The organism is Neorhodopirellula pilleata, from assembly GCF_007859915.1.
Lineage (GTDB): Bacteria > Planctomycetota > Planctomycetia > Pirellulales > Pirellulaceae > Rhodopirellula > Rhodopirellula pilleata.
Map to the genome: position 1 here is coordinate 1 of NZ_SJPM01000055.1, position 5385 is coordinate 5385.

The 5385-nt window shown below is 54.5% G+C and carries 6 protein-coding genes; all 6 read left to right on the plus strand.

Annotated elements, in window-relative coordinates:
- The first annotated feature begins 151 nt into the window (after positions 1–151).
- The 6 genes from Pla100_RS30100 to Pla100_RS30125 all read left to right on the plus strand — a co-directional run bounded on the left by Pla100_RS30100 (position 152) and on the right by Pla100_RS30125 (position 4717).
- Positions 152–712, plus strand: a complete 561-nt coding sequence (locus Pla100_RS30100; RefSeq protein ID WP_146583083.1) for a dihydrofolate reductase family protein — start codon at positions 152–154, stop codon at positions 710–712.
- 101 nt (positions 713–813) lie between these two features.
- The gene (locus Pla100_RS30105; RefSeq protein ID WP_146583085.1) at positions 814–1362 is read left to right on the plus strand and encodes a superinfection exclusion B family protein; all 549 of its coding nucleotides are present in this window, start codon (positions 814–816) and stop codon (positions 1360–1362) included.
- 421 nt (positions 1363–1783) lie between these two features.
- Positions 1784–2173, plus strand: coding sequence for a hypothetical protein (locus Pla100_RS30110; RefSeq protein ID WP_146583087.1), 390 nt, complete (start codon positions 1784–1786; stop codon positions 2171–2173).
- A gap of 184 nt (positions 2174–2357) precedes the next feature.
- Complete coding sequence (locus Pla100_RS30115) at positions 2358–2753, plus strand: hypothetical protein (RefSeq protein ID WP_197168358.1); 396 nt, start codon at positions 2358–2360, stop codon at positions 2751–2753.
- Between the two features lie 114 nt (positions 2754–2867).
- The gene (locus Pla100_RS30120; protein WP_146583089.1) at positions 2868–3686 is read left to right on the plus strand and encodes an ATP-grasp domain-containing protein; all 819 of its coding nucleotides are present in this window, start codon (positions 2868–2870) and stop codon (positions 3684–3686) included.
- Between the two features lie 674 nt (positions 3687–4360).
- A complete protein-coding gene (locus Pla100_RS30125; protein WP_146583091.1) occupies positions 4361–4717 on the plus strand; it encodes a hypothetical protein in 357 nt (118 codons plus the stop codon).
- The last annotated feature ends 668 nt before the right edge of the window (positions 4718–5385 follow it).

Consider the following 5385-nt stretch of genomic DNA (forward strand, 5'->3'; position numbering starts at 1 on the left):
TGGCCTCAACATCGGTGAGCCGGTAAACTAGAACCCGGCCAGTTCAACGATACGTTGCACCCCATTTCGGCCCCAAGTCGGTTAGTAGGTCAAACTCTCTACGCCGAAAGGGGTGAACTTAATCGTTAGCCGCCTCAAGGAATTTGCAGTAATGGGACTCTTGACCTTCAGCATCAACGTCACCCTTGACGGCTGCGTCGACCATCAGGAGGGAATCGCCGACGACGAGACCCACACCTTCTTCACTCGCCTCATGGACGACTGCGGGGCAATGCTGTGGGGCCGGGTCACCTACGAGATGATGGAGAGCTACTGGCCGGCGGTGGCCCGCGGCGACGAAGAGGCGCCACCCGCGATCCGCGAGTGGGCGGTCAAGCTCGAGGCCAAGCCGAAGTACGTGGTGTCGTCGACGCGAAGGGACTTTCCGTGGACCAACAGCCACCACATCGCCGGCGACCTGCGCACAGGCGTGCAGAAACTCAAGGACGAGACCCCGGCCGGCGTGGGGCTCGGTAGCGGCAAACTCGCGAACGAGTTGGACCGGCTGGATCTGATCGACGAGTACAAGTTCCTCGTCCACCCCAGGATCGCCGGCCACGGCCCGACGCTGTACCAGAGCGGGCTGCCCAGCTCGCGACGGCTGGAACTGGTCTCGGCGACACCGCTCAGAAACGGCGCAGTCGCTATGCACTACCGGCGCGCAGGCGGCTAACAATCGGTTCAACCGGAGCCGCGGGCCGCGCGGTTCTTGAAATCAACGTTGGTTGGCCGCGGCCCGGTTAACCGTGTCGTTCGTCAGGATAGGAGGCCCGATTGCCTACACTGCAAAATGTTCTTGATGCACTGAAACTCGCGCCACGATACTTGGCAGCCATCGGCCTTTTCGCTGGTCTGTTGCTGTTCGCGCCGAACGGCATCTCGGATACTCTTGGAATCCGCAACCTGACACAAAACTATCGCCAATGGATCGGGCTCGCTTTTCTCGCATCCATCACTCTTTTGGCGGTCCATTGGGGCGTACAAATCGGCGGGATTGTACGGAATCGATCGCGACTCCAAAAATCGAAACAACGAATCACGAAGAAACTGCACTCGCTCACCGAAGATGAAAAACAAATCCTCCGCTTTTACTACGCCACGCAAAGCAAGTCCAACACGCTCCGCATTGATGATGGCGTCGTCAACGGATTGGTATCTGCTGGCGTAATTTTCCCGGCTGCACGAATGGGAAACATGTTCGAGGGGTTTGCACACAACATCAGCGATGTCGCTTGGAATTACCTCCACGAACACCCGGAATTGCTTGACGGAACAACTAACTTCTACCGAACCGATAAAGGGAACCGTAGACTTCTGGGTTAAACCGAACATATCAATAATCCTGACGAACAATCGGATGCACCGAAGTCGGCGAGCGGTGCTTTTTGCCAATGGAGAGATCACCGCGCCGACTCGGTGATCCGTAGCGTTGAACTGGCCTAGCGGGGTTGTGCTTCGAGCTTTTGGATAGACTGAGAGCGTTTAGATGGTGGAAAAGTCTCAAAAAGATCGTCCAGCGGCGTTGCCCCGGCTTCAAATTGACCGGGAAAAGGGCACTCAAAGTGGTAATGCCCTAAGGGAATGGCCTGAACATCGGTGAGCCGGTAAACTAGAACCCGGCCAGTTCAACGATACGTTGCACCCCATTTCGGCCCCAAGTCGGTTAGTAGGTCAAACTCTCTACGCCGAAAGGGGTGAACTTAATCGTTCGTCGGCTCACACACACCGTGGCGCAACTCAAAAAATGAAATACCGCAAAACCCTCGCCGTCCTTCTGCTCGTATCGCTCGTCACCGCTGGCTGCGCCGACCCAAAGATGCAATCCGAGCCATCCGATCCGGTGTCTCAATCACAAACGAATCCTGATGGTCAGAATGATGGCGTTGTCAAGATCGCCGTCCTAACTGACGGCACGGTGATTGTGAACTCCGAAACCGTGCCGATTGAGTCGCTCGCGTCGAAACTCGACTCTATTAGCGACATTAAAGAAATATGGTATCACCGCGAAGCACCAGATGCGGCTGAACCACACGAGAACGCCATGAAAGCAATCGCGGAAATCGCCAATCGAAAACTGCCGATTGCCATGTATCTCGATCGCGACTTTACGCAACGTGCAACGTTCGGCGAATAGACCACTTGACCAACGCCGACGAACAATCGGTTGAACGTGAGCGGCGGATCACGTCGGAATTGAATGGACAGGTTTCTGGCCGCCGCCACGTTAACCGTAACGTTATCGCTTTCAAATCGTCACAACATTCCTTATGGTCGAATCAAGCGTCAACTTTGAACTTGCTGACTCAAGCCGCTTCGGAATGCTTGAGCGCGTATTCGACGCACTGCGAGATGCTAAGAGCGATGATGCAATTGACGCTGACGATGAATCGTGGCGTTCATACTTCGACGACGATGCTCTGTCGCACTTCTGGAACCCGACTCCGGAGGAACTTGCCGACTGGACCAGACGTTGGGAGGCGACGCCAGTCGAGAAACGATTCACAGATCCAACGCTGGAGACGCCGTGGGACTTTCAATCAATGATCGACGCATTTCATAATGGCGAGTACAATCTGTTGCGGGTGATTCGCACGTCGGAGAAGACTGGGGCACTGCGATTCGAAGCCCTAGCATATCCTTACGGCGGCACCGGCTGCATGCACGCTCTGGTTGAGTGCTTCGGCGGAATCGTGACTGGAGAAAACGACACCTGACTGACTCGCGATAACAAAGCGGTGAACCCAAGTCGCCGATAGCGTCGTTCCTTAAATCATAATCAATAGCGGCGACTGGGTTACCGCCGCCGTTATTCCGCACGAGAGTCATGAATGCCTTCGTTGATCTGTTCATCACGATACACCATTGATTCTCAAATTCTTCGCAAGGCTGCACAGCAACTTGGATGGGAAACGCTTCGGCTCGATGGCAAGCGAATTCCCGATTGGTTCGATCCACCAGACAACGACTTTGCGTTCTTTTACACTGCTCCGCATGTGTTCGATATTGGCAAGCAGCTCAACCGCAAGATGCTCGGTTGTAACCCGGACTGGGCCGTGAACCTACCACAAGAACTACTTCGACGTGAATTGCGTCAAACGACGCTTGCGGACGCCCTAGCAAACATTCAAGACCACTTCGTAAAACACGCAGTCAGCAAGGCGTTTCCCGCTGCGGTCTATAATCAACAATCGCTTGCCGACGCGACCTCATCAATTCATCCCAGTTCTCTGGTTCATATTGGCGAACCTGTAAATTGGACCCACGAATACCGATGCTTCGTTGCAAACCGCAAGGTGATGACTGTTAGTCCGTACGTTTACGATGGCGTCATCGTGACCGACTACGATTCGTTTCCGACGGTTCCGGATTCCGAAATCTCAACGGTTCGAGCGTTCGCTGAATCCGTGTTGGAACATCCGAATGTTGATTGTCCCGATGCGTTCGTGCTGGACGTCGGCAAGATTGCCGGTCGTGGCTGGGCTGTCGTCGAGTGCAACGAATGTTGGGCATCCGGAATATATGCGTGTGATCCGGCGATTGTGCTACAGACATTACTTTGCGGCAATGCCGATTCAGCTACAATGCAATCCTCAACATGGGACTTTGCCCAACACTATTCGTTGGCCTGTCCCGGAATCACGGAATAACCATGCGGTGAACGGGAGCCGCCGGTGACGCGGATTTTGGAATCATAGTTTTTTGGCGGCGGCCCCGTTACCGCCGTCGTTCGTCAGACTAATGGAGTAGTTTTCCATGCGATACAAACTACTGACGCTCATGACGATTGTGACAATATGTGCAATTCTGATTGCGTTCTTGCCGCGTTCGGATCCTTTTACCGCCGAACTGCAGCGTGATCTAAATCTCTCGACAACAGCTCAAATTTGGATTATCGGCAAGCGTAGAGTCGATAGGGTTACTGCGGTATCGGAAACAGACGGGACCTACAAACTCTTCAATGCCTACCGGATTCCCCGCCCCGATTCCCTATCGAGATGGGTTATTTCTTTCAACGTTCTAAACGTTTCTCATTCAGAATATTCCTCTAAGCTCCCGCTTTCACGTCGACAGAACTCGAAAGGCCCCGACACCGCGCAGACGTACGACCACTATCCAACTGCGGCCGAGATTCGAGGTTTTTTAGCTGTACACCCTCTCGATCCAATGTAGTAAAACGCTTGTAACAAATGCCGACGAACCAACCCGATGCACGCGAGCGGCACGGCCGACCGAATTCGAATGTCACATTTTTTGTTGCCGCCGCGTGATCGGTGGCGTTCCCCGACTGAGGTTCCTACTGACGCAAACCCGTAACCTACACGTGTCGGTCAATCCCTATTCAGCAACCGAACATGCCGAAGCCATGCCACAATCAACGGTACGTCCACGCGTATCCGTCATTGTACGCATTGCTATCTACACGCATCTCATTGCCGTCGCATTGACTGGCCTCGCGATGACTCACGACTCGCGATCGGTTGTCTGGTCGCCGCAATGGGAGCCGCTCCTGGAACTTGGCCTGGTCGTCGGCATGCTCGCAATCATTGTCTGTCCAATTCTCGCGGTTGTTGGTGTACTTCGGTCTGCGGTGCCGGGCGGAACTCGACTCACATGGCTTGCTGTCGAAATCGCGATCGTTCTCGCGCACTTCGTTGCATTGATCCCAGGCGTTCAATAGACTCACTATGTTAACCTCGCAACCCGTCAAAGAGCGGGGAACAATGACATGCACGGGAGCACGGCTTGCGGCATTTCTCGAAGTGGACAATTCACTCTCCGTGCCCCGTGATGTCCGCCGTTCGTCGACTCTCTTGCTCTGACGATTCGGTTGACGGATTCCGTGGGCTTCGATTGCGATTCTTGCTCGGTCGGATTCTTGCTCGGTCGGATTCATGCTCGGTCGGCGTGCATCGATCTGCTCGCCCATGCTCGTTGCTCTTGGCTTGGCGTCGCAAGAACGTTGCTCGGCCCGTCGCTACGCCGTAGAATGAATTACAACATCACGACGGTGTCTTGGCATTACCCAATGCCCAAACGTCGCGATGAACAATACGATGCACAACAGCGGCGGATCGCCTTTACTTTCAGAATCTAATCGCCCGCCGCCGCGATGTGATCGTCAACGTTATCCCAACTAGACCTCAATCAAGCGACTGCTGACTGAGGTTTTGGCTGAATTTTGGCGTTCAGTACAGGCGGACCGGGGGCTCGGCTTGGTATTGGTTCGTGATCGAATTGGCATGGCGGTGGTCTTTCGTGGCTGGGTGGTTGCGGCGGTACTGAAGCATCCAGACTTCAGCTTCAACGTGCGTTGTGCAGTCAACTTCGCAGCGGCATCGAGACGTG